The following is a 23,613-nucleotide window of genomic DNA, read 5'->3' as shown; positions in this document are numbered from 1 at the left end:
TCCCCCGCAAGGTGCAGGGGCAGCGGGTTATTTCAAATTTGCTTTGAAAAATTCCTCAAATTTATCGTATGGGATCTTATTGTTTTTATTGTCGTATAGATCTGTGTGCACGGCGCCAGGGACGATAACTAGCTCTTTATTTTTATTGCCAAGAGATTTAAAAGCGTCCTCGCTAAAGTATCTTGAGTGCGCTTTCTCGCCGGCTACGATAAGGGTTGGAGTTCTCATCTCACTTGCGTAGGCAAGGATTGGCATATTTATAAACGAGATAGGATTTGTGATGATCCAACCGCTCTCACCGCTGTTTGAATTTACAGAGCGTTTGTGATAGCCGCGTGGCGTGCGGTAATAGTCCGCATACTGAGCGATAAACTGCGGCGTGCTCGCGTCTATCTTTTTTGGATCAACATTTATTGCACCAGTATATGCTGGTTTGCCATTTTGGAGATCGACCCAGCGTTGCTCGGCTAGCTTCTTTTTAGTTTTATATCTCTCATCGGCGCCCACGCTATCGTTGTAGCCTTTTGCCATCACTCGCGTCATATCATACATCGTGCTGGTTGCAACCGCCTTTATGCGAGGATCTGCTAGAGCTGCGTTTAGAGCAAAACCGCCCCAGCCGCATACGCCTAAAATGCCGATTTTATCTCGGTCTATATTACTCTTGGTGCCTAGAAAATCCACCGTCGCGCTAAAATCATCAGTGTTTATCTCTGGGCTTGCTAAATTTCTTGACTCGCCGCCGCTCTCTCCGGTGTAGCTTGGATCAAAGGCAAGCGTGATAAAGCCGCGCTCGGCTAAAGTTTGGGCGTAAAGGCCGCTTGATTGCTCTTTAACCGCGCCAAAAGGTCCGCTAACTGCGATCGCAGCTGCTTTGCCATGCAAATTTTTAGGCGTATAAAGATCGCCTACTATCTCAACACCATAACGATTTTTAAATTTAACTTTCTTGTGATCTACCTTATCGCTTTTAGCGAAAACTTTGTCCCACTCGCTTACCATAGATACCGCTTCTAGCGGTGATTTTACTACGTTTGTACTAGCCATTAAATTGCCTCCTAAAATAAAACTTGACGCTACAAGTGCCGACATAAATTTTTGATATTTTGGCGAGCTTTGGATTTTACTTGTCCCGTATACCCTTTTGTTGTAGTGCATTATATCTGTATCATAAATTTTACGTTAGAACGATCCTCTAAATTTCATGCCTAATCCTGCAAAATTTCTAAAAAGCTGTATAATTTTGCAAAATTTGACTTGGGGAGCGCGAAAATGGCTGATGTAAATTTACTAAAAGAGCAGACAAAAGAGTTTTTATTGGATAGATACGGCATAGTGGGATCTACGCAAAGCAACATTGGCTCGCTTGATTTTTATATCAGCGACAAAACGCATGATTTTATCAGCACGGTTTATGAGCCGTCTTTGTGCATAATACTGCAGGGAGCAAAGGCGATAGGCTTTGGCGATGAGATGTATGGATATGACGAGCGAACCTACGCGCTAGCTTCTACTCATGTGCCCTTAAATGTAAGCCTAACAGACGCCTCAAAAGAGAAGCCCTACATCTCGCTTTGCATTAAATTTAGCCTAGATGAGGTCTATGAAGTGCTAAAAGGCGTGGATGTAAAAGAGCAGAGCCTACAAAAAAGCGAAAAAGGCATATTCTTTGGCGATCTAACGGATGAGATTTTAGAGCCTGTTTTGAGGTTTGTTTGGTTGCTAGAAAAGCCAAAGGATAAGGTCAAATTTCTCTCAGACCTTGCTAAAAAAGAGATACTTTACATGCTCGCAACAAACGACAAAAGCGGCTATTTTTTAAGTAAATTTGCGATGCAAGGCAGCGTTTCAAATAAAATTTCAAAAGCCGTAGCAAAGATAAAAAACGAGTTTTCGCAAAAATTAAGCATGAAAGATGTCGCTAGAGAGTGCGATATGAGCGAGTCTTCGCTATACCATAACTTTAAAATCGTAACTTCGCTAAGCCCAGTAGCCTTTCAAAAAAAGATCCGCCTTGAAGAGGCCAAAAATCTGCTCGTAAATAAAAATATCGGCGTTGCGCAGGCTGCATTTGACGTGGGATACGAGAGCGCGTCGCAGTTTAGCCGCGAATACGCAAGGATGTTTGGCATGCCACCTAAAGTTCATAGCGAAATTTTACGCTCTGGCGTGGCGTCATAAATTTATTTTGGTGTGGTTTAAATTTCACAAAACTAGCAGAGCCATCCATGCGCCAAATTTAGGCAAAATTTAGTAAAATCCTTAAAAAATTTAAAGGCAAAATATGTTTAATGGCTTAATCAGGGAACTTGCCGAGGTCATTAGCTACTCGCAAAATGTTTTAAGGCTAAAGGCTAAATTTCGTCCAAATTTAGGCGACAGTATCGCAGTAAATGGCGCTTGCTTAAGTGTAACCAAACTATACGATGATGGCTTTAGCGTGGAGCTAAGCGCAGAGAGCAGGGCAAATGTCGCGGTTGAAAATTTAAGTGGCTTGGTGCATATCGAGCCCGCGATGAAGCTTGGAGAGCGCGTGGATGGGCATTTGATGCAAGGGCACATCGACTTTATCGGCGTGATCTCGGCCATAAACAAGCATGAAAACGGCGTTGATTTCTACATCGACCTGCCACGTGAGGCGATGGCTCTGATGGCAAACAAGGGCTCGTTGGGCGTCGAGGGCGTGAGCCTTACGATAAATGAAATTTTGCCAAAGGGCATAAGGCTAACCATCATACCGATCACGTTTAGAGATAGCCTTTTTGGCACTTTCAAGGTCGGCAGACGCGTAAATATCGAGAGCGACCTGCTGGCTCGCTACGTGGCTAGGATGCTTGAGGCTAAGCAAAATGGCGGCCTTAGCTGGGACGAGGTCGAGAGAATTTCGAGCCTCTACTAAGTGAGCGAAGATGTGTGAAAATTTAGAGATCGTTTTTGATAAAAATGGTATCACTGCTGGCTTTACAAACAGGCTTGGCGGCGTGAGCGAGGGTAAATTTAACTCGTTAAATTTAGGCGATCACGTGGGTGACAACCCAGCAGATGTCATCAAAAATAGAGAAATTTTAGCTCAAAATTTAGGCGTGAAAAAGCTTAAATTTATGAAGCAGGTTCATTCAGACAAGGTCTTTGTCCTTGAAAACGAGGACGACGAGCTACCAGAGTGCGACGCTGTGATCACAAATTTAAGCGATATCGGCATCTGCGTCTTGGTGGCGGACTGCTCGCCTGTTGTGATGATAGATGAGAGGCAGGGCGCTATCTGCGTGGCTCATGCAGGAAGAGCTGGTGTGACGCTAAAAATTTGCACAAAAGCAGTTACGCTCATGGGCGAGAAATTTGGCTCAAAAGCAGATGAAATGAGCGTCTTTGTCGGGGCAAATATAAAAGGCGGCTGCTACGAGGTGGGCGAGCTTGATCTTGGGGAATTTAACGCATATAAGATAGGTAGAAATTTTGATATGAATGCGGCCTTGAGGGATGAATTTAAGGCACTTGGGGTTAAAAATTTAAACTTTAGCGAAGTCTGCACGCACTGCGACGAGAGATATTTTTCGTACCGAAGAGACGGCGTGTGTGGTAGATTTTGCGGATTTGCGGTCAAATTTAAGGATAAAAATGGGATATGAGAGCTTTAAAAATCCACTAGCGGCAAAAATAGCTCAAAATGCTAGAAATTTGGGCTTTGAGCAGCTTATGAACGAAGAGTTTGTGCAGATGCTTCTTAGCTCAAAAAAGTTGGAGTTAAGTGCCGTGGATAGGGAAAATGTGGAGCAAATTTTTATAAAACTGATGGAGATAGAAGAGAAAGTACAACTTAGCAAATAAAGGAGAAAAGATGCTTTTGCTTAAAAATGCTAATCTATACACGCCAAAATTTCTTGGCAAGTGCGATGTTTTGGTAGGTGGCGGTAAAATTTTAGCCATCGGCGAGGGATTAAGCTTTAGCGTAGAAGGGCTAGAAATTTATGACCTAAAGGGCAAGGTTTTAGCTCCAGGTCTCATTGATCAGCACGTGCATATCACGGGTGGTGGCGGCGAGGCTGGATATCACTCAAGAACGCCTGAGATCACGCTTAGTCAGATCGTAAAATACGGCACTACGACGCTTGTAGGCGTTTTGGGGACTGACGGGGTTACTAGAAGCTTGGAAAATCTCTACTCAAAGGCAAAAGCACTCGAGTTTGAGGGCATTTCAACCTTCATCCACACCGGCTCATACGCAAGCCCCTGTGTGACATTTACTGGCGACATCGCAAAGGATCTCATTTTAATCGACAAAGTGATCGGCGTAAAGATCGCACTGACCGATAACCGCGGCAGCTACGTCTCAAAAGAGGAGCTCATCAAGATACTAAGCAAGATACGCATAGGCGGTATGGTCTCTAAAAAAGGCGGTGTGCTTCACATGCACATGGGCGGACTAAGCGAGAAATTTGACAACGTATTTAAGGTGATAAAAGACTACGAATTTCCAGTTCATTACTTCTCGCCGACACACTGCGCTAGGACGAAAGACCTGTTTAATGAGGCTTTGAAATTTCAAAAAATGGGCGGAAACATCGATATCACAAGCGGCGGAAGTAAATTTGCCCCGCTTCACGAGGTGGTGGCTTACGGCCTTGAAAATGGGCTAAATTTAGAGCGCCTAACGATGAGCTCTGATGGCAACGGTAGCGTGCCTAAATTTAACGAAAATGGCGAGCTAGTGGGATATGGCTGCGCGTCATGTGCGTCAAATTTAGAGGTATTGCAAGCTTTGGTAAGAAATAAAATTTTAAAGATAGAAGATACTTTGGCTTTGATGAGCAAAAATGTGGCGAGATATCTAAATTTAAGCCAAAAAGGCGAGATAAAAGTTGGCAATGACGCTGATCTTTGCGTCTTTGACGAGGAGCTAAATTTATACGATGTGATCGCAAAAGGCGAGTTTTGCGTTAAAGACGAAAAAGTCGTAAAAAAAGGCTTTTTCGAGTAAATTTAAAGAAATTTGAGCTTTATTTTTAGCTAAAGAAATCTTTAAATTTAGCTTCAATAAAGCCAAGTTTAAATATAATCCAAGCTTTATTTCACACACGACAATCCTAAATTTGGTTGTGCGAAAGCATTAATGGTCGTGGAGGATAAAACTAAATTCAAGGCAAAATGCCTAAAACAAGGAGAAACTCATGGTAACTATGAGAGATTTATTAGAGTGTGGCGTACATTTTGGTCACCAAACACGCCGCTGGAACCCAAAGATGAAAAAATTTATCTTTGGCGAGAGAAAAGGTATCTATATTATAGATCTACAAAAGACTATCCGCTACTTCCGCTACACTTACAACATCGTTCGTGACGCAGCTGCTGAAGGCAAGTCAGTGCTATTTGTCGGTACTAAAAAACAAGCTATCGACGCTATCAAAGAGTACGCTGAAAAATGTGGAATGCCTTATGTAAATCACCGCTGGTTAGGTGGTATGATGACAAACTTCGGTACTATCCGCCAATCTATCCGCAAACTAGAAGTTATCGAGACTATGGAAGAAGATGGTTCGATAAATTTACTAACTAAAAAAGAGGCTTTGATGCTTCGCCGCAAAAAAGAGAAACTTATCGCAACTCTTGGCGGTATCCGCAATATGAAAAGCCTACCTGATATGATATTTGTTGTTGATACAGTTAAAGAAAAAATCGCCGTTCAAGAGGCAAATCGCCTAAAAATACCAGTTGTAGCCCCGATCGATACAAACTGCGATCCTGACGTTGTTGATTATCCTATCCCAGGAAACGACGATGCGATACGCTCTGTTCAGCTTTTCTGCCAAGAGATGGCTGAGGCGATCAATGAAGGCAAATCACTTCTTGAGCAAGATGGTGGCGAGCAAGCTGCTGGCGAAGAAGTAAGCCAAGATGAGAAAGACGCAGTTGTAGCTGAGGCTATGAGCGAAGAAGACTTTGGCGAGGACGAAGAGTAATGGAAATAACTGCACAAATGGTAAAAGAGCTCCGCGAATCAACCGGAGCTGGCATGATGGACTGCAAAAAGGCACTTAGCGAAGCAAATGGCGACATGGAAAAAGCTGTTGATATCCTTCGCGAAAAGGGCCTAGGTCAAGCGGCTAAAAAGGCTGACCGTCTTGCAAGCGAGGGCTTAGTAAGCGTTGAAGTTTGCTCAAAATGCAAAAAAGCAACTATCAGCGAGATCAACTCTGAGACTGACTTCGTTGCTAGAAATCCACAGTTTCAAGCGCTTGCAAAAGACACAACAGCTCACATCCAATCAAGTGGCATAAAAACAGTTGAAGAGCTAAATACAAGCACTTTAAACGGTGTTAAATTTGAAGAATACTTCAAAACTCAGATTGCAACTATCGGTGAAAACCTTGTAGTTCGCCGCTTTGAGACCATTAGCGCTGATGACAAGGGCGTGGTAAATGGCTATGTTCACTCAAATGGCCGTGTTGGCGTGCTTATCGGTGCAGCTTGCGAAAGTGCTGAAGTTGCAAACAAAGCAGCTGAATTTATAAGAAATTTATGTATGCATGCAGCTGCTATGAAGCCAAGCGTTATAAGCTACAAAGACCTTGATAAAGATTTTGTTGAGAAAGAATTTATCGCACTTCGCGCTGAGCTTGAAAAAGAAAATGAAGAGCTAAAACGCCTAGGCAAGCCACTTCACCACATCCCTGAGTATGCTAGCCGCTGCCAGATAGGTGAGGCTGAGCTTGCAAAAGCTACAAAAGCGATCGAAGAAGAGCTAAAAGCTGAGGGCAAACCTGAGAAAATTTGGGACAAGATCATCCCTGGTAAGATCGAGAGATTTTATGCTGATAACACAGTGCTTGATCAACGCCTTACACTTTTAGGTCAGTTTTATGTAATGGACGATAAAAAGACTATCGAACAAGTTATCGAAGAGAAAGGCAAAGAGCTTGGCGGCAAGATTGAGATCGTAAAATACGTTCGTTTCGAGCTTGGCGAAGGCTTAGAGAAAAAAGTAGATGACTTTGCTGCAGAAGTTGCTGCTCAAATAGGCTAATGGAAATTTTAAGAGCGTCTAATCTAGGCTTTGCGTATGATTATACGCTCTTTAACAATATAAATTTAACTCTTAATCAAAAACAAAGCATCGCGATAACAGGCGTTAGCGGTTGTGGTAAATCAACGCTTTTACACATACTTTCAACACTTTTAAAACCAAATTTTGGCGAGGTCATCTACCAAGACAGATCAATATATGAGCTTTCTCAAAACGAGCTTTTGGCCATTAGAAGGCTTCATTTTGGTATCATTTTTCAGTCGCACTATCTTTTTAAAGGTTTTAGTGCTTATGAAAATATCGAGCTTGCAAGCATCTTATCTGGCGAAAATATAGAAAAAAATGATCTTGAAGCACTTAAAATTTCAAGCGTTATTAACCAAAAAGTTGGTGAGCTAAGCGGCGGCCAGCAGCAGCGTGTCAGTATCGCTAGAGTGCTTACCAAAAAGCCAAAGATCATCTTTGCAGACGAGCCAACTGGCAACCTTGATAAGCAAACAGCAAATGAAGTGATGCAAGTTTTATTTGACTATATAAATGAAAATAACGCTGCCCTTGTTCTAGTCACTCACGACAACGACCTAGCCGCGAAATGCGACAACTCATACAAGCTTGAGAACAAAGAGCTTGTGCAAATTTCTTAAAATTTAGCTTCAAATTTTTAAAAACGACCGCTTAAATTTAAAAAACAAAGTAAAATTTTGTAAAATTAGTAAAAAATTTAAAAGAGCAAAATGGAACTAGTAGAATTTTTTGGAGCCGATAAGACAATAGTTTTTATGCTTTTGTTTGCACGCCTAAGTGGTCTCATAGTTTTTTTCCCATTTTATTCACACAATCAAATTCCTCTTAGTGTAAAAACGCTTTTAGTCTTTGTCCTTTGCGTCGTGCTATTTCCCATCTCAAAAGCTCATGCAAACTCTATAAATTTCTTAATCGGCGAGATCTTAGGCGAGGTTATGCTGGGTCTAAGTGCAGGTCTTATGCTAACCATCATCTTTGCCACGCTTCAAATGGCAGGCGAGCAAATCTCGATGGTCATGGGCTTTTCGATGGCGTCGGTGTTTGATCCACAAACTGGCACAAACTCTCCAGTCATAGCAAATGTTATAAATTTCATCGCTCTACTTACATTTTTGGCATTTGATGGACATCATTTGCTCCTTCAGTTTTACGCTAGCTCGCTTGCTGCGGTGCCACTTGGTGATTTTTATCCACGCCCTGGCATCATGAGCTATGCGATAAATTTATTTACAAATTTATTTATGTTTGGCTTTATCATGTCATTTCCTATCATCGCCCTCTCTTTGCTCTCAGACTCCATTTTTGGCATGCTCATGAAGACGATGCCGCAGTTTAACCTACTAGTCATCGGCTATCCTATCAAAGTGACGATCGGATTTTCCGTTTTGATAGCCATTTTAGCAGGCATTATGAAGATAATGAGTGACCTACTTTTAAAAGTGATAAATGATCTGCCGGCTCTGTTTTTTTAAGAAAATAGCAATGAAATTTATCATAGAATAGGCTTTTACTATTACAAGGAGGGATGATGAAAGTTGCTCTAATAAATAAAAATCCAGCAGTTTCACGTCTGATAACTTTAAGTCTGAATAAAATCGGCACCGAATATAGCGAATTTGAGGATCTAAATGGATTTGACGATGCTCAGTTTGACTTTATCATAATCGACAGTGACGTGGATAGTAGCGAGCTAGCTACAGATAAAAAGGTGATGTATCTAGCAAGTCGTGGCGAGAGCAAACCAGAATTTGCTACTTTGATGCTTGAAAAACCATTTTTACCGACTGAATTTATAAGTGTTTTTGAGCAAAATATCCCAAAAGATGAGCCAGCTGCCGAACAAAATGCTAGCGAGCAAGGCGAAAGCGACTTTGGCGATTTTAGCGACGAGGCTATAAATTTTGACGAGATGTCAGGGTTTAAGCTGCCTGATATCGATACAAATTTAGAAAATTTTGCAGACCTTGACAAAGAGCTTTTAGAAAGTGGCATAGATAGCCCAAGTGAGGAGATTAACGAGAGCGACTTGCAAGAGGAAAATGAAGCTAGCGATGTGGAGTCTTTAGAAGAGTTTGAGGACCTGCAAGAGCTTGCTAGCGAAGACCTTGCTGATGAGAGCGTGGATGAAGAGACTAGTGAAGCGATAAGCGATGCAAATGAGAGTGAAGAGAGCAAAGATGGTGATCTAGCAGAGCTTAGCGCGCTTGTCGACGAGATAGAAAATATGCCAGAAGAGTCTGAAGCAGATGAAGAGCTGAATAAAAATTTAGATGATATTATTAGCCAAAATGACGTTGCAGGCTTGGTTGATGAAGAGAATGCGGGTAGCGAGCTTGACGAGATAGATCAGAGTAAATTTGAGCTTAGTGAGATCGATTCGCTTGATGAAGAGCTAAATGGCGAAGAGACTGATGTTAAAAATTTAGAGCAAGAAGAGCTAAATTTAGACGAGCTAGCTAAATTTGATGATGAAGATAGCCTTGAAAATGAGCTAAATTTAGAAGATGAGCCTAAAGATGAGGAGAATTTAGATGAGATCTCTGAGGCTGATGAAGAGCAAATTCAAGTAGATGATGAAAAAGTAGAAGAAGATATAGAAGAAGAGGCTTTGGATGAAATTTCAAGTGAGGAGCTAGAAAATTTAGAGCCTAGCGAGAGCGAAAACGCTTCTAACAAGATGCCAGTAGAAGAGCTAGAAGATGTTAGCGAGCCAGAAGTCAAAGAAGATCTAGGCCTTGTGGATGAAGCTTTTGAAGAAGAAAATGCTCAAGAAGAAAACGCACAAGAAGAGAGCAAAGACGCAGCATCAAGTGAGTTAAATTTTGACGCGGTATCGATAGATGATATAGATGAAAACACGATGTTAGCGGCATTTGGACTAAAAGATATACCTCAAACAAGCTTAAAAAATGATGCAAAAGAAGACTACAAAGAAGAGCTAACTAAAAAGATCACAAAACACGTCCACGAGTCACTAAATGAAAGCTCACTAAGAGATGTGCTAAAAGATATGAACATCAAGATAAATATAAGTTTCGAGGAAAAGTAGTTGCAAGGACAAATTTTAGTAGTTTCAGGACCTAGTGGAAGCGGTAAAAGCACGCTTTTGGGTCGTCTTTTAAAGGAAGAGAAAGACCTATATTTTTCTATATCAAGCACAACAAGAGCCAAAAGAGAAGGCGAAGTTGATGGGGTGGATTATTATTTTATAAAAGAAGATGAATTTAAAAGTGGCATAGAAAAAGGCGAGTTTTTAGAGTGGGCGCAGGTGCATAAAAACTACTATGGCACGAGCTTAAAGCCAGTTTTAGCAGCGCTTGAAGCTGGAAAGATAGTGATATTTGACATCGATGTGCAGGGCTTTCACATCGCACTTGAGAAATTTAAAAGCTACATCACTTCAGTTTTTATAACAACTGCAAATAAAAAAGAGCTAAAAAGGCGCTTGAAAAACCGCGGAACAGATAGCGATGAGACGATAGAAAATCGCCTAATGAACGCAGTTGGTGAGATGGAGCATATTTTAGAGTATGATTATTTTTTAGTAAATGATGATATAGAAAAGAGCTATAAAGGGCTAAAATCAATCCTCCGAGCGATGAGGTTAAAAAGTGCTAAGATAAACTTAAGAAACGTCATCGACGAGTGGATAGATTGTTAGAAATTCAGGAATTTATGATAATATTTTGAGAAAATTTGATAAGGAGAAAAGATGGGTTCTTTTAGTATTGGCCACTGGTTGATCGTTTTAGCGATCATTGTATTACTTTTTGGAGCAAAGAAGATCCCAGAGCTTGCGAAAGGACTAGGTAAAGGCATAAAGACTTTTAAAGCTGAGATGGAGGACACAACACCTGAAAAGAGCGAAAAAGTCGAGCATAAAGAAGAGAGTGCAGCTAGTCAAAAGATAGAAGAAACAACTAAAAACGCGTAGGTTTTAGAGTTGAAAGATAAAGTAAAAGCAGAAATTTCAAAGGTTTTAGAGCGAGAATTTGTGCTTGAAAAGCCAAAGGATAAAAATTTAGCCCACTATGCGACGCCACTTTTTAGCCTCGCAAAAGAGCTAAGAAAGTCGCCGGCTATAATAGCTAGCGAGTTTGCTGATAAATTTAGTGATAGCAAGATAGTGGAAGCTAGCGCGGTAAATGGCTACTTAAATTTCAAGCTTAAGAGCGAATTTTTAGATGAAATTTCAAAGCAAATTTTGCTAGATAGTGAAAATTTTGCAAAAGAAGATGTGAAAAAAGACAGCTATTTAATAGAATACATCAGCGCAAATCCGACTGGGCCGCTTCACATCGGACACGTTAGAGGCGCAGTTTATGGCGATACTTTAGCAAGACTTGGCAAAAGACTTGGCTACGCTATCTCAACAGAATACTACATAAACGATGCGGGCAATCAAATAGATCTGCTTGGCACATCGATATCACTTGCAGCCAAAGAGCTACTTTTTAACGAAAGCGTCGTCTATCCAGAGAAATACTACCGCGGGGATTATATTTTAGATATTGCTAAGCTTGCAAATGAGAAATTTGGCAAGGAAATTTTTTATGACGAGAGCAGAAACCTTGAGCTTGCTGAGTTTGGCAAGGATATCGTGCTTGAGATCATCAAAAAAGACTTGGCTGATGTTGGCATTTTTATAGAGAGCTGGGCTAGTGAAAAAGCCCTTTACGGCCATCTTATGCCAACTATAGAGAAGCTAAAACGCTCAAATCAAATGTATGAAAAAGAGGGCGCTACCTATATCGCTTCTACCACACTTGGCGACGATAACGATAGGGTTGTGGTTAGAAATGACGGCAGACCGACATATTTAGCTGGTGACATCATCTATCATAACGCTAAATTTGAGAAAAATTTTGACCACTATATAAACATTTGGGGCGCAGACCACCACGGATATATCGCAAGGCTAAAGGCTGCGATAAATTTCCTTGGATACGACGAAAATAGGCTTGAAGTGATACTTATGCAGATGGTTAGCCTGCTAAAAGAGGGTAAGCCATACAAGATGAGCAAGCGCGCTGGCAATGCCGTGCTTATGAGTGATATCGCAAGCGAGATCGGTGCTGAGGCGCTTAGATTTATCTTTATAAGCAAGGCAAATACGAGTAGTTTGGAATTTGACGTGGATGAGCTTAAAAAAGAGGATAGCTCAAACCCTATTTTTTATATAAATTACGCTCACGCTAGGATAAATCAGGTCTTTGCAAAAGCTGGAAAAAGCGTTAGTGACGTGATAAATGCAGACTTTGAGTGCCTAGATGAAAATGCTAAAAATTTACTTTTTGAGGCGCTTATTTTATCTGAAATTTTAGAGGATGCTTTTGCTTCAAGGCAGCTTCAAAAAATACCAGACTATCTAAAGTCACTAGCTGCTAGCTTTCACAAATTTTATAATGAAAACCGCGTGGTTGGAAACGAAAACGAAGATAGTTTGTTGAAAGTCTTTGCGGTCGTTGCTGTCTCGATAAAAACAGCGTTTAATATAATGGGAATCACAGCTAAAGATAGGATGTAACCAGCATGAATAATTCAAAAAATGTTTTAAGATATATATTTGGCAAAGGATCTATTTCTAATCTGAAGTCAATTTTGGACACTAGAACCGAAGGTGATAATTATGTTGTGTATTTTATTGATGAATATTTTAAAGGTAATCAAATTTTAGAAAATTTGCCTATAACAAATAAAGATGAAATTTTCTTTGTTCAGACAAAGGATGAGCCTAAAACTAAAGGTATTAATCTTTTAAGAGATAATTTGCTTGTAAAAAATAAAATAAATCCAAAAGCGATTGTATCATTGGGTGGTGGTTGCACTCTTGATACTGGAAAAGCAATAGCAAATTTATTAAAAAATCCAGGAAATGCCGAAGACTACCAGGGATGGGATTTAGTAAAAAATCAAGCTGTTTATAAGATAGGTATACCAACAATTTCTGGCACTGGGGCTGAAGCTAGTAGAACTTGTGTTATGACAAATCCTGAAAATGGTTTAAAGCTTGGAATGAATAGTGATTTTACCATATATGATCAACTTATTTTAGATCCTGATTTAACAAAAAGTGTACCAAGAGATCAGTATTTTTATACCGGAATGGATACTTATTTACACTGTATTGAATCACTAAATGGTAGTTATCGTAATGCAATAGGCGATGCCTTTTCTCATCAAGCCATAAATTTATGTAGAGAAATATTTTTAAGTAAAGATATGATGAGTGATGAAAATAGGGAAAAATTAATGGTTGCTTCATACCTTGGTGGATGTGCGATAGCAAACAGTTATGTCGGATTAGTTCATCCATTTTCTGCTGGTCTTAGCGTTGTTTTTGATACGCATCATTGTATTGGAAACTGTATCGCAATGACTGCAATGGATGAATTTTATCCAAATGAATTGGAAGAATTTTGGATGATGGCAAAAAAACAAAATGTTAGTATCCCTAGAGGAATTGCCAGTAGTGTTTCTGAAGATATATACAAAAAGCTTTATGCATCAACTATAATTCATGAAAAGCCATTAAATAATGCCTTAGGGGATCGATTTAAAAATATTTTGACTTTTGAAAAAGTAAAAGAAATATTTAGGAAAATGTAATGGCAAAGTATCATAAGTATGTTTTTGATGTAGAAAAGCGCACTTTTATAGGTGATTTTGAAAATATGTATGCACATGAGTCTATTGAAAAATTTGATTCATGGCATCAAGATGATAGTAGGCAATTACAGCGTAAGATATGTTTAGAAATTTTAAATCAGTATAATTTTAATACTATAGTAGATATTGGCTGTGGTAAAGGGGCTCTAACACATATTTTAAAGAAAAAAAACAATACTTGCTTGGGCATAGATATATCTCAAACTGCCATAGATGTTGCAAAAGAAAGGTTTAACGATATTGATTTTGTTGTGTGTGACATAAATAATATAGGAGCTTTTTCTGATTTGATATTAACAAGAGGCATTTGCAAGGGGGGTGGTAAATTAGACTTGGTGTTTTCAAGCGAGGCTTTTTCTTATTTTTCAAATTATAAAAAATTGCTAAAAGAGATATCTGAAGTCAGTGATTATTTTATGATAAGCCTATATTTGCCAAATGATCCAATAGGATTTGTCAAAAGTGAATCCGAATTGTTGGATAGTATAAGATATTATTTTGAAATTGTAGAACATGTTAGCCTTAGTGTGCAAAAGTCTGTAATTGTTTTTGCTAAATCAAAACAATATTTTTGATTTTGCTTTAATGATATTTACTTCTATAAATATTTTTATATAGAGTATGCGATATAGAAAGTTGAGACAATATTATGGAATTTAAAATAAATTTTAGTGGAACTGGTCACAAGTATACCAAAGAAGAGTTGAATGTTGTTTTGGAAACTATGCAAGATGCAGATCCACTAACTCAAGGAATATATAGGGATAAATTCGAGAAAGCATTTTGTGAGTATAATGGAAATGATTTTGCATTTAGTGTTTGTAATGCTACTGCGGCTCTTGAATTGGCTGCTCAGCTTTGTTTGTTTAAAGAAAATGATGAAATTATTGCTCCGTCTCATACCTTTACTTCCAGTGTTTATCCTTTTGTCAAAAAGGGAGCAAAAGTTGTTTGGTGTGATATAGACCTAGATACTAGAGTTGTAAATTTAAAAAATATAAAAAAATGTGTTACTAAAAATACTAAAGTAATCGTTGTCGTTCATCTCTATGGTTTTATGATCCCAGATATTGAAGAAATTGCCAAGTTTGCAAAAGAAAATAATATTTTATTAATTGAAGATGTTGCCCAAGCAATGGGGACCGAAACACATGGTAAAAAAGCCGGAACTTTTGGTGACTTTAGTATTTTTTCATTTCATTCACATAAAAATATTACAACACTTGGAGAAGGCGGGATTATAGCAGTTAAGGATAAAAAATATGCCGATATAATTCCAATGTTGAGGCATAACGGACATTGTGCTTTTGAAGGTGAAAGAAAAGAATACTGGAAACCAGCAATGGGTAATGTTGATATCCCAAATTTAAATGGTATAGATTTGATGCCAAATAACTATTGTTTAGGTGAAGTAGAATGTGCATTGGGAACAAAACTGCTTGATAGGCTTGATCAGATGAATGAGTTTAAGAGAAAAAGAGCTGTAGATTTTATAGATAGTTTAAAGGAATTTAGAAGTATTGTTTTTCATAGAGTAGACAATGAGAGCCATAATTATCATCTGCTGGTTGCATATATTAAAGACAATAAGAGAGATCAAATGATGGAGCGATTGGTATATGAAAAGGGCATAAAATGTGTTGTTCAATACTGTCCACTAAACCGTTATCCTTTATATAGAAAGCTAGGATTTGGCAATGCAAATTGTCCAAATTCTGATACTTTTTTTGATAACATGATCTCTTTTCCGTTTCATCATTGGATGAGTGATGATGATTTTTCTTATATGATAAAATCAACAAAAGAAGTAGCAGTAGAATTAGGACTTTAATGGATAATTTACTTTTAGTAATTCCTGCAATTAAAAAAAATGCTGTTATTCCAGATCAATTAGTTAGAAAGCTAAATGGAGTGACTCTTTTTCAAAGAGCTATAAATACAGCACTGGATATCACAAATAAGATTTTAGTAGTTACCGACTCTGAAGAAATTTCTTTAATATGTGATAGAAATGGTATTAATTTTTATAAAGACAAAGACCTGCGCTTAAATTCTGAGAATATTTTAGAAATAATATATTCCATTGTAAAGTCATATAAAGAAGATAATATTTTTCTTTATAGAGCGAACACTCCACTTGTCGATAGTGAAATTTTAAAAGATGCTTATGCTACTTTTAAAAGAGATAGTTTAAAAATTTTAATGTCAGTTAAATCTAACAATAAAAATATCTTTTTTATGGAGAATGATACACTAAAACCTATCGAAAGAGATGTTTCTTATGGGGAGTTAAAGGCGTTTTATATATTTTCAAAAAAAAACCTCGCGCTAAAAGATTTTAAGCCGTATATTCTAGATAGTGAAAAATGTATAGAGATCGAAAGCTATCAAGATTGGTGGGTATGTGAGAAAATTTTAAGAAGAAAACGTATAGTGTTTAATGTTATAGGGGATTCTTGTATTGGAATGGGGCATATTTATAGGTCGTTAACTATAGCAAAAGAAATAAACGACCATGAGATAATTTTTGTTTGTGATGAAAAATATAACTTTGCTGTCAATAATATTGCTTCTAAATACCATAAAGTTTTTTCGTCAAGTAATATGCTAAAAACAATTCTTGATTTAAAACCAGATCTTGTTATAAATGATTGCCTTAATAATGATGAAATGTATATTCATAGTCTTAAGAATGCCAATGTAAAAATTGTAAGTTTTGAAGATATAAGCGAAAGTTCACGATATGTTGATTTGGTGTTTAATGAATTATTTGAAATTCCACAAAAAGATGGAAAAAACTATTTTTGGGGGCATAAATATACACTATTAAGAGATGAATTTGATGATGCAAAGCGAAATGATAATTTTAAAAATGTAAATAGTATTTTATTGTCTTTTGGTGGTAGTGATCCAAATAATTTAACACTAGTGGCATTAAAGTCTATATTGAAAACATGTATAGAATTTGAAATAAAAATAAATATAGTTTGTGGAAGTGCATATGCTTACGAAGAAGAGTTGAAAGATTTTATTGCAAATTGTAAATATAAAAATATTTTTTTATTTATTAATAGTGTTGCTATATCAAAAATAATGGAAGAGTGTCAGATCGCTATTTCATCAAATGGTAGAACTACGTATGAACTAGCAGATATGCATATTCCAACTATTGTTATATCTCATCATGAGAGAGAGGCTACTCATACATTCACATCCCTTCAAAACGGTTTTATCAATCTTGGTGTTTTTGATAAAAAAACAGCCATAAAACTAGAAGAAAAATTTAAAAAATTGGTTGAAGATATAGATTATAGGGAGCTTTTGTTTAATAATATCAAAAAATATGATTTTAGATCCAACAAGAATAAAGTTATTTCTAAAATCTTGGAGCTGCTATGAAAACAACTGGTGTTATTCAAGCTAGAATAGGATCTAAAAGATTACCATGTAAGATGATGTTAAATTTAAATGGGCACCCAGTAATAGAATGGGTTGTAAAGAGAGTTCAAAGATCGTCTTTAGATGAGATTATCGTTGCTATACCTGATACTAAGGAAAATGATATTTTAGAAAAATATCTAAAAGGCTTAGATGTAAAAATTTTTAGGGGTGATGAAAATAATGTTTTAAAAAGATTTTATGATGCTCTCAAGGGTACCCTATCTACACATTTTGTTAGAATCTGTGCAGATAATCCACTGATAGATCCAGCAGAGATAGATAATCTAATCAAATTTTATAAAAATAATAATTGTGACTACGCTTACAATCATATACCAAGAGGTAATTTATACCCAGATGGTCTTGGTGCAGAAATAATATCTTCGGAGCTTTTTTTTGATATTTTTCATAAAGTTACATTGACTGAGCATAAAGAACATGCGTTGTCGTATATCTGGGACAATCAAGAAAAGTATATAATAAAAACATTTGATCCTAATGATGAAAATTTGAAAAGACCTGATCTAAAATTTGATATAGATACGCTTGATGACTATTATAAGTTAGTAATGAAAGATTTTGATATTAATGTTAATTCTTTAGAGCTAGTTAAAATTTTTGGAGAATAAAGTGAAACTTATAGATTTTATGAATAGCATAAATCCCTATGAGCCAAAGCTATATAAGCCTTTTATAATAGCTGAAGCTGGTGTTAATCATGAAGGAAGTATGCAAATTGCAAAAAGGTTGATTGAAGAAGCATGTGAAGGTGGTGCTGATGCGATTAAATTTCAAACATATAAAGCAAATACGATAGCTTCCAAAAATTCTCCTGCTTATTGGGATACTAGAAAGGAGCCTATTGCAAGCCAATATGAACTTTTTTGCAAACATGATAAATTCTGGAAAAAAGAGATGGAAGAGCTTAAAAGCCATTGTGATAAAGTTGGTATAGAATTTCTTAGCACCCCATTTGATATTGAGAGCGCTAAATTTTTAAATGATCTGATGGATGTTTTTAAAATTTCATCTAGCGACATAACAAATAAGCCTTTTATAGAATTTATATGCAACTTTAAGAAACCAATAATACTATCCACTGGCGCTAGTTTTTTATACGAAATACAAGAGTCGGTTAGCTGGATAGAAAGAGCAGGCAATACTTTGGCTCTACTTCATTGTGTGCTAAATTATCCAACTCCTGATGAAAATGCAAATTTGGGCATGATACTTGGGCTAAAAAGAGCATTTCCTGATAAAATTATAGGCTATAGTGATCATACATTGCCAAAAGATATGCAAGTTTGTAAAAACGCAATTTTGCTTGGGGCTACTATTATTGAAAAGCATTTTACTCATGATAAGACCTTGACTGGAAATGATCATTATCACGCAATGGATAAAAATGATTTAACTAAATTTAAAAAAGATATAGAAGAAACTTTTAAAATTTTAGGAAAATTTGAAGTTAGTGCGCTTGATGATGAAAAACTAGCTAGAGATAATGCTAGAAGAAGCTTGGTAGCATCAAAAGATATTAAAAAAGGTGATATTATAAAAAGAGATGATCTCACCTTTAAAAGACCAGCAATGGGGATAAGTCCTAAATTTATAGATGATATTGTAGGTAGAAGAGCGTTTTGTAATATAAGTGAAGATGATGTTTTAAAATGGAATATGGTGGAGTAGAATGCAAGATAATATTTCAAGATACACAGAAAAAGACTTAAATAATATTTTAAGTAATGAACTAGGTGAAAAATATATTAGTTACAGGAAGGAATGGAATAGTATTAGTTATAATAACTTTCCAGATTTTCCATTACATATAGATTTTGAAATGCAAGATAGTTGTAACCAGTCTTGTATAATGTGTCCAAGAAATACCAAAAAACATCCAAATATAAATTATAAAGTAAATACAAATTCCAAATTAAGTTTTGATTTATTTAAGAAAGCTATTGATGAAGGAAAAAACAATGGTTTAAGGTCTATAAATCTTGGTGCTTTTGCTGAGCCACTATTAAATAAAGACGTTTTTAAAATGATTAAATATGCAACTGATAATGGTATTGTAGATACAAGGATTATTACAAATGGGTTAATGCTAGGAAAATATATAGATGATATTTTTGATAGTGGGCTAGTTAATCTTTTTGTATCGCTAGATGCATTTTATGAAAATACATACAATGACATTAGAGGCAAAGGCATGTCTTTAGTTAAAAGTTCATTAGAAAAATTTTTAGCGGAAAGATCTCTTAGAAAAAGTATACTCCCAATAACTAGAGTTTCTTTTGTAGATATGAAAAAGAATAGAGATGAAAAGAAGAAATTTATAGAATTTTGGAGAGATAAAGTAGACTTTATAGATATACAGGTTTTTGATAATTACAATATAGATATCAATGGCGAATTTGATTTTTCTATGCACAAGAAATGGAACTGTTTTTCACCATTTGCTAGAGTGGCTATTTTGTCGAATGGTGATATATTGCCTTGCTGTAATTTTTTTGGTAGAAACATACCAATAGGCAACATAAAGATTATTTCTATAAAAGATGCATTCAATAGTAAAAAAATGAATAATATTAGACAAGGTATATTGGATGATAGTCTAAGAAATTGTTCTATTTGCCAAAGGATTGGTGAGTGATAAAAATTTTTAAAAAAATACTTATATTTTTATATTGTAACTTTATATTGGAGATAATTGCATTATCTCCAACAATTATTGGAGATAAATTAAGATGGATATATGTTGAAATTTTTGCTAGAAAGTTAGGTAAAAATTTTAGAGCGCATACTGGAACATTTTTTTATTATCCTAAAAATTTGAGTATAGGCGATAATGTTAGTATAAACGGAAATTGTATAATTCAATCTCTATCGAATTTGGAGATAGGAAATGATGTGATGATAGCTTCAAATTGCAATATAATGACATCAAATCATGGCTTTAAAGATAGATATATACCCATGAATCTACAAAAAAATGAAACAAATGAACTTATTATTAATGATGATGTGTGGATAGGATTTGGAAGCGTCATAAACTCTGGTGCTAGAAAGGTGGAGATAGCAAAAGGAGTTATAATAGCATCAAATTCTGTAGTTACGAAAAGTATAGATATTGAGTATAGTATATGGGGGGGGGTTCCCGCTCATTTTATCAAGATGAGATTTGATGATGAGTGATAAGAGTGTTTTTTTGTGTACAACTGCTTTAGAGGATACATGGGATGCTAGTGCAGATAATCTATTGTTTTTAGGAGAACATTGCAGACTTTTTGATAAAAAAAAATACTACGAGAAATTAAATTATCAGATTTTTAAATATATTTGGAGCGATAAGGGAGAGATTGATCGTGCTTTAAAATATTGCATTGATATTTTTGAAGAGATTGTTGAAAAACTTGCTGAGTTGCTCAATGATTATCATGGTGTAAATTATTCAATAAAATATTGGCAAGGTCTATTATTGCCATGGCTACAATATTATATATTAACGATTTATGATAGATATATGCATATTAAAATGGTATATATGGAACATAAAGATTTATATACAAATATTTTGAGCGAAGATGATTTTAATTTTACTGCGACTACAAATGATTTTTTTGAGCATGCACATAGTGATGATTATTTTAATCTTCAGCTTTATTCGCAAGTTGTTAAATTTTTAAATTTAAAGAGTAATGTAATAAGTATAAATCATCCAAGAATACAAACAAAAATAGAAATTGGTAATAAAAAACCACTAATTAAAAAGGCATTAGGAGTAGTTTCTAGTGTTTTGAATAGACTAAATTTTAACAAAAAAGTAGTAATAGTAAGTCCATATTTTAAATTTCATGCTATTAGGCATTGTCTAAAATTGTTTATTTATTCTAAATTTAGGATAGTTTTTGACAATATGAACTATCCTATTTCTATGGATGTGCAACCAAATTTAAGCATTAGAAAAGAGCTTTTTCGCAATGTTAATTTTACAGACGAGTTTAAGAATTTTTTATTTTATTCTTTTAAACAAAATTTTCCCATTATATATTTAGAGGCTTATAAAGATTTTGACAAAAAGATAGATGGGTTAAAGCTACAACCCCCTAAAGTAGTATATAGCGCGAATGCATTGTATCATAACGAATTTTTTAGATTTTTTTGTGCTAAATATAGAAAAGATATTGTAGTGGCATATGGACAGCATGGAGGTGATTTTGGTATAGATAAAATAGATATTCAAGAAGAAATAGAAAGTAAATTTTGTGATATTTACTATACATATGGTTGGAAAAAACAGGGAGCATCTTGCGGTATTTTACCGCAGCAGCCGCTGCCAAGACGGGTTCACAATAATAAGATAGTTTTAGTAATGACTTGCATGCCGAGATATTTACATTGCATTGCATATATAGAAGATGGTGCTAAAATGTTGCAATATATTGAAAATACAAAAGTTTTTTTGAATAAATTAAAATATGGCAGTTTATTGAATATTAGAACCTATCATGGAGATTATGGGTGGAATGTTAAAAATAGACTTTTAGAGTGTGGAAAAAAGTTATTTTTTGATACAAAAACAAATTATTATAAACAAATATCTTCATCAAGACTCAATGTGTTTGACCATATGCACACAGGCTATCTTGAATCATTATCTTTAAATAAACCAACACTTATTTTTATTGCCAAAGGAGTGTACTCATTTAGGGAAGAAGTAAAACCATATATCAGTGATCTTATAGATGCCAAAATTTTATTCATAGGTGCCGAAGAATGCGCTGACTTTATAAATAAGAATTATGAAAAAATAGAGGTATGGTGGAATACCAAAGAAGTTCAAAATGCTAAAAATTTGTTTTTGCATAAATATTTTAGAACATCATCAAACTGGGTAGAAGAGTGGATTAAAGAATTTGATATGCTTTTGGAGAGAGGATGCGCGAACAAAGCTTAAAAAAAAGATATCTAGCTAAGCTTTTTTCAAATATAATTAGTGCATTTGTTAATATGGCAATAGTTTTTATTGTTCCAAAAGCTTTGGGGCCAATGTCGTATGGGCTTTTCATGTATTTACAAAATTTCTTTAATCAAATGATGGGATTTTTGGATATTGGCACGTCAAGTGCCTTTTTTGTAAAGCTTAGTGCAAATAATTCTAGAAAATCATTGTTTGTATTTTATTCTATTTACATATTATGTATATTTATTTTTTCTATCCTTTTTATTTATGCGCTAAATTCATTAGAACTGAATGAGCATTTTATGCCAAATGTGCCTCAAAACTTTATATTGATAGGTTTTTTATACTCTTTTCTTTTGTGGTTAAGTCAAGTTTTTATCAAAATTTCAGATGCATATGCTATTACTGTTAGTGTTGAATTTGTTAAGATAGTTCATAAAATTTTAATGCTTTTATTGCTTATTTTTTTTGTATATGAACTTGCGTTCAATTTAAAATTATATTATTTATATAATTTTATTTTTTATATTTCATTTATTTTTATCCTTATTTTATTTTTTTATAAAATGAGAATTTTTAAAGATATATATGGCTTAAATTTAAAAGAGTTAAAAAATCTTTTTAAAGAATTTTATTCTTTTTGTCACCCACTGTTTTTTTATACTATTGTTACTACTTGTGCAACAGTCTTTGATATTTGGCTTTTGCAAAAAGTATCAGGGAGTATTCAAAGTGGGTTTTATGGTCTTGTATATGGTCTTGTTTCTGTTGCACTTATATTCACTAGTTCAATGACTCAGATTATTATAAGAGAGTTTTCTAAAGAATATGCAGTAAAAAATTATGAGAGATTGAGATTTTTAATTGTAAGGTATGTGCCTATGCTTTACTCTATAGCTACTTTCTTTAGCGTTTTTGTATCTTTTCATTCCGATGCAATACTTGCTATTTTCATAAATGATGACTTTAAAGGTGCTTGGCTGGCATTATCTTTGATGGCTTTTTACCCGCTTCACCAAACTTATAGTCAGATAATAGGAGGTTATTGTCATGCCACTTTGCAAACAAAATTAAATAGAAATATAGCTTTGTTTTTTATGCCTATTGGATCTGTAATTAGCGTAATAGTGATATATTTTTTAAATTTAGGTGCAACAGGTTTAGTAGTTAAGATGGTATTACTACAAGCGATAAGTGCAAATGTAATGTTTTTTTTTGCCACCAAAGACTTAAACATAAAAATATTATTTTTTATTAAACATCAAATTTATTCACTTTTGTTTTTTGTTTTGTTTGGTATTTTATCAGGATATATAGCTATTTTCGATAATATCGTTATAAATTTCATTGCTTGTGGCATTTTTTATATTTGTTTATGTATAATAGGAACAATCATTTTTCCACAGGTTTTTGCTATGAAGCCAGAAGATGTGAAAATGCTTTTAAAGAAGATAGTGGGATTTGTTTATATAAAATTAAAAGGATAAAAAGT

The 23,613-nt window shown here is 35.3% G+C and carries 24 protein-coding genes; 23 read left to right on the top strand and 1 reads right to left on the bottom strand.

The features are described 5' to 3' along the window. Nucleotides 1-27: 27 nt before the first annotated feature. Nucleotides 28-1,047, bottom strand: coding sequence for an alpha/beta hydrolase (locus tag UNSWCS_RS07505; RefSeq protein WP_021087972.1), 1,020 nt, complete (start codon nt 1,045-1,047; stop codon nt 28-30). Between the two features lie 225 nt (nt 1,048-1,272). Here UNSWCS_RS07505 and UNSWCS_RS07500 point away from each other — a divergent pair, with 225 nt between their 5' ends. The 23 genes from UNSWCS_RS07500 to UNSWCS_RS07390 all read left to right on the top strand — a co-directional run bounded on the left by UNSWCS_RS07500 (nt 1,273) and on the right by UNSWCS_RS07390 (nt 23,608). Beyond that, complete coding sequence (locus UNSWCS_RS07500) at nt 1,273-2,181, top strand: AraC family transcriptional regulator (protein ID WP_021087966.1); 909 nt, start codon at nt 1,273-1,275, stop codon at nt 2,179-2,181. A 103-nt stretch (nt 2,182-2,284) separates the two neighbouring features. Beyond that, a complete protein-coding gene (locus tag UNSWCS_RS07495) occupies nt 2,285-2,899 on the top strand; it encodes a riboflavin synthase (protein WP_021088005.1) in 615 nt (204 codons plus the stop codon). A gap of 10 nt (nt 2,900-2,909) precedes the next feature. Next, a complete protein-coding gene (pgeF, locus tag UNSWCS_RS07490) occupies nt 2,910-3,629 on the top strand; it encodes a peptidoglycan editing factor PgeF (RefSeq protein ID WP_021087970.1) in 720 nt (239 codons plus the stop codon). Next, entirely contained in the window at nt 3,619-3,828 is a 210-nt protein-coding gene (locus tag UNSWCS_RS07485) for a hypothetical protein (protein WP_021087977.1), read from the top strand. Before pgeF ends, UNSWCS_RS07485 begins: the two co-directional genes overlap by 11 nt. 10 nt (nt 3,829-3,838) lie before the next feature. Continuing rightward, nucleotides 3,839-4,978 (top strand): beta-aspartyl-peptidase, encoded by a 1,140-nt coding sequence (iadA, locus tag UNSWCS_RS07480; RefSeq protein ID WP_021088014.1) that lies wholly within the window; start codon nt 3,839-3,841, stop codon nt 4,976-4,978. Nucleotides 4,979-5,168: 190 nt separating this feature from the next. Next, a complete protein-coding gene (gene rpsB / locus UNSWCS_RS07475; RefSeq protein ID WP_002941277.1) occupies nt 5,169-5,957 on the top strand; it encodes a 30S ribosomal protein S2 in 789 nt (262 codons plus the stop codon). Beyond that, nucleotides 5,957-7,021, top strand: a complete 1,065-nt coding sequence (gene tsf / locus UNSWCS_RS07470; RefSeq protein WP_021088021.1) for a translation elongation factor Ts — start codon at nt 5,957-5,959, stop codon at nt 7,019-7,021. Before rpsB ends, tsf begins: the two co-directional genes overlap by 1 nt. Then, nucleotides 7,021-7,665, top strand: a complete 645-nt coding sequence (locus UNSWCS_RS07465; protein ID WP_002941236.1) for an ABC transporter ATP-binding protein — start codon at nt 7,021-7,023, stop codon at nt 7,663-7,665. The genes tsf and UNSWCS_RS07465 overlap by 1 nt, the downstream gene beginning before the upstream one ends. A 90-nt stretch (nt 7,666-7,755) precedes the next feature. Beyond that, the gene (gene fliR, locus UNSWCS_RS07460) at nt 7,756-8,517 is read left to right on the top strand and encodes a flagellar biosynthetic protein FliR (RefSeq protein ID WP_021087988.1); all 762 of its coding nucleotides are present in this window, start codon (nt 7,756-7,758) and stop codon (nt 8,515-8,517) included. A 56-nt stretch (nt 8,518-8,573) separates the two neighbouring features. Continuing rightward, nucleotides 8,574-10,094, top strand: coding sequence for a hypothetical protein (locus tag UNSWCS_RS07455; protein ID WP_021087959.1), 1,521 nt, complete (start codon nt 8,574-8,576; stop codon nt 10,092-10,094). Continuing rightward, on the top strand, nt 10,095-10,706 hold the full coding sequence (gmk, locus tag UNSWCS_RS07450) for a guanylate kinase (protein ID WP_009294763.1): 612 nt from the start codon (nt 10,095-10,097) through the stop codon (nt 10,704-10,706). A gap of 51 nt (nt 10,707-10,757) precedes the next feature. Continuing rightward, nucleotides 10,758-10,979 carry a twin-arginine translocase TatA/TatE family subunit gene (gene tatA / locus UNSWCS_RS07445; protein ID WP_021087958.1) on the top strand — a complete coding sequence of 74 codons (222 nt, stop codon included), beginning with the start codon at nt 10,758-10,760 and terminating at the stop codon, nt 10,977-10,979. A 9-nt stretch (nt 10,980-10,988) separates the two neighbouring features. Then, entirely contained in the window at nt 10,989-12,572 is a 1,584-nt protein-coding gene (gene argS, locus UNSWCS_RS07440) for an arginine--tRNA ligase (protein ID WP_021087983.1), read from the top strand. Nucleotides 12,573-12,577: 5 nt separating this feature from the next. Beyond that, the gene (locus UNSWCS_RS07435) at nt 12,578-13,654 is read left to right on the top strand and encodes an iron-containing alcohol dehydrogenase family protein (RefSeq protein WP_021087979.1); all 1,077 of its coding nucleotides are present in this window, start codon (nt 12,578-12,580) and stop codon (nt 13,652-13,654) included. After that, nucleotides 13,654-14,289: a class I SAM-dependent DNA methyltransferase gene (locus UNSWCS_RS07430; RefSeq protein WP_021088026.1), complete on the top strand. Its 636-nt coding sequence runs from the start codon at nt 13,654-13,656 to the stop codon at nt 14,287-14,289. Before UNSWCS_RS07435 ends, UNSWCS_RS07430 begins: the two co-directional genes overlap by 1 nt. Before the next feature lie 74 nt (nt 14,290-14,363). Then, the gene (locus UNSWCS_RS07425; protein WP_021088010.1) at nt 14,364-15,545 is read left to right on the top strand and encodes a DegT/DnrJ/EryC1/StrS family aminotransferase; all 1,182 of its coding nucleotides are present in this window, start codon (nt 14,364-14,366) and stop codon (nt 15,543-15,545) included. Further along, nucleotides 15,545-17,113 carry an NTP transferase domain-containing protein gene (locus UNSWCS_RS07420; RefSeq protein ID WP_021088009.1) on the top strand — a complete coding sequence of 523 codons (1,569 nt, stop codon included), beginning with the start codon at nt 15,545-15,547 and terminating at the stop codon, nt 17,111-17,113. Before UNSWCS_RS07425 ends, UNSWCS_RS07420 begins: the two co-directional genes overlap by 1 nt. Next, nucleotides 17,110-17,784 carry a cytidylyltransferase domain-containing protein gene (locus UNSWCS_RS07415; RefSeq protein ID WP_021087955.1) on the top strand — a complete coding sequence of 225 codons (675 nt, stop codon included), beginning with the start codon at nt 17,110-17,112 and terminating at the stop codon, nt 17,782-17,784. The genes UNSWCS_RS07420 and UNSWCS_RS07415 overlap by 4 nt, the downstream gene beginning before the upstream one ends. Before the next feature lies 1 nt (nt 17,785). Beyond that, on the top strand, nt 17,786-18,844 hold the full coding sequence (locus UNSWCS_RS07410) for an N-acetylneuraminate synthase family protein (RefSeq protein ID WP_021087974.1): 1,059 nt from the start codon (nt 17,786-17,788) through the stop codon (nt 18,842-18,844). A 1-nt stretch (nt 18,845) separates the two neighbouring features. Then, on the top strand, nt 18,846-19,811 hold the full coding sequence (locus UNSWCS_RS07405; RefSeq protein ID WP_021087998.1) for a radical SAM/SPASM domain-containing protein: 966 nt from the start codon (nt 18,846-18,848) through the stop codon (nt 19,809-19,811). After that, entirely contained in the window at nt 19,808-20,353 is a 546-nt protein-coding gene (locus UNSWCS_RS07400) for an acyltransferase (RefSeq protein WP_051267838.1), read from the top strand. The genes UNSWCS_RS07405 and UNSWCS_RS07400 overlap by 4 nt, the downstream gene beginning before the upstream one ends. Further along, the gene (locus UNSWCS_RS07395; protein ID WP_021088004.1) at nt 20,343-22,115 is read left to right on the top strand and encodes an LIC12162 family transferase; all 1,773 of its coding nucleotides are present in this window, start codon (nt 20,343-20,345) and stop codon (nt 22,113-22,115) included. The genes UNSWCS_RS07400 and UNSWCS_RS07395 overlap by 11 nt, the downstream gene beginning before the upstream one ends. Beyond that, nucleotides 22,097-23,608: a lipopolysaccharide biosynthesis protein gene (locus UNSWCS_RS07390; protein ID WP_021087965.1), complete on the top strand. Its 1,512-nt coding sequence runs from the start codon at nt 22,097-22,099 to the stop codon at nt 23,606-23,608. Before UNSWCS_RS07395 ends, UNSWCS_RS07390 begins: the two co-directional genes overlap by 19 nt. Nucleotides 23,609-23,613 lie beyond the last annotated feature (5 nt).

The organism is Campylobacter concisus UNSWCS, assembly GCF_000466685.1.
Classification (GTDB): Bacteria; Campylobacterota; Campylobacteria; order Campylobacterales; family Campylobacteraceae; genus Campylobacter_A; species Campylobacter_A concisus_A.
This window is presented reverse-complemented; position numbering and strand designations above follow the sequence as displayed.

Bases quoted from the DNA above. Each gene is read 5' to 3' on its own strand.
- UNSWCS_RS07390 (WP_021087965.1), top strand. From the start codon at position 22,097: ATGCGCGAACAAAGCTTAAAAAAAAGATATCTAGCTAAGCTTTTTTCA.
- tatA (WP_021087958.1), top strand. From the start codon at position 10,758: ATGGGTTCTTTTAGTATTGGCCACTGGTTGATCGTTTTAGCGATCATT.
- UNSWCS_RS07395 (WP_021088004.1), top strand. From the start codon at position 20,343: ATGATGAGTGATAAGAGTGTTTTTTTGTGTACAACTGCTTTAGAGGAT.
- rpsB (WP_002941277.1), top strand. From the start codon at position 5,169: ATGGTAACTATGAGAGATTTATTAGAGTGTGGCGTACATTTTGGTCAC.
- UNSWCS_RS07500 (WP_021087966.1), top strand. From the start codon at position 1,273: ATGGCTGATGTAAATTTACTAAAAGAGCAGACAAAAGAGTTTTTATTG.
- UNSWCS_RS07455 (WP_021087959.1), top strand. From the start codon at position 8,574: ATGAAAGTTGCTCTAATAAATAAAAATCCAGCAGTTTCACGTCTGATA.
- iadA (WP_021088014.1), top strand. From the start codon at position 3,839: ATGCTTTTGCTTAAAAATGCTAATCTATACACGCCAAAATTTCTTGGC.
- pgeF (WP_021087970.1), top strand. From the start codon at position 2,910: ATGTGTGAAAATTTAGAGATCGTTTTTGATAAAAATGGTATCACTGCT.
- UNSWCS_RS07425 (WP_021088010.1), top strand. From the start codon at position 14,364: ATGGAATTTAAAATAAATTTTAGTGGAACTGGTCACAAGTATACCAAA.
- UNSWCS_RS07405 (WP_021087998.1), top strand. From the start codon at position 18,846: ATGCAAGATAATATTTCAAGATACACAGAAAAAGACTTAAATAATATT.
- UNSWCS_RS07495 (WP_021088005.1), top strand. From the start codon at position 2,285: ATGTTTAATGGCTTAATCAGGGAACTTGCCGAGGTCATTAGCTACTCG.
- UNSWCS_RS07485 (WP_021087977.1), top strand. From the start codon at position 3,619: ATGGGATATGAGAGCTTTAAAAATCCACTAGCGGCAAAAATAGCTCAA.
- tsf (WP_021088021.1), top strand. From the start codon at position 5,957: ATGGAAATAACTGCACAAATGGTAAAAGAGCTCCGCGAATCAACCGGA.
- UNSWCS_RS07435 (WP_021087979.1), top strand. From the start codon at position 12,578: ATGAATAATTCAAAAAATGTTTTAAGATATATATTTGGCAAAGGATCT.
- fliR (WP_021087988.1), top strand. From the start codon at position 7,756: ATGGAACTAGTAGAATTTTTTGGAGCCGATAAGACAATAGTTTTTATG.
- UNSWCS_RS07465 (WP_002941236.1), top strand. From the start codon at position 7,021: ATGGAAATTTTAAGAGCGTCTAATCTAGGCTTTGCGTATGATTATACG.
- UNSWCS_RS07420 (WP_021088009.1), top strand. From the start codon at position 15,545: ATGGATAATTTACTTTTAGTAATTCCTGCAATTAAAAAAAATGCTGTT.
- UNSWCS_RS07430 (WP_021088026.1), top strand. From the start codon at position 13,654: ATGGCAAAGTATCATAAGTATGTTTTTGATGTAGAAAAGCGCACTTTT.
- UNSWCS_RS07415 (WP_021087955.1), top strand. From the start codon at position 17,110: ATGAAAACAACTGGTGTTATTCAAGCTAGAATAGGATCTAAAAGATTA.
- UNSWCS_RS07505 (WP_021087972.1), bottom strand. From the start codon at position 1,047: ATGGCTAGTACAAACGTAGTAAAATCACCGCTAGAAGCGGTATCTATG.